1 pseudogene is annotated in these 328 nt (G+C 54.0%); it reads left to right on the plus strand.

Features of this window, described 5'->3' with window-relative positions:
• A pseudogene (locus NPS47_RS25500) lies at positions 1–328 on the plus strand (IS110 family transposase); the annotation flags it as partial.

Below are 328 nucleotides of genomic sequence, written 5' to 3' on the forward strand. Positions count from 1 at the left end.
CTTTGCTGAAGTGCTGAACGCGCCGTGCGACAAGGCCATTTGCGCCGAACGTGAAGCGCTACGCGAGCTGGTTCAGCTGCGCGAGCACTTCGTCCAACAGCGGGACGACAACAAACGTCGCCTCCAGCAGGTTCAGTTACCAGCGGCTGTTACGACGATTAAAGATCATATTCGCTACCTGCAAACGCAGATCAAGCTGCTCGAGAAGTCCATCAATCAAAGTATGCGCGATCTGGACGCAGAAAAAACCGACCGGCTTATTTCCGTAAAAGGAATCGGCACGGTGGCTACTGCCAGTTTGCTGGTTTATTTACCCGAACTGGGCGAG

This window comes from Pseudomonas putida, assembly GCF_028682475.1.
In the GTDB taxonomy this organism is placed as follows: domain Bacteria; phylum Pseudomonadota; class Gammaproteobacteria; order Pseudomonadales; family Pseudomonadaceae; genus Aquipseudomonas; species Aquipseudomonas putida_AG.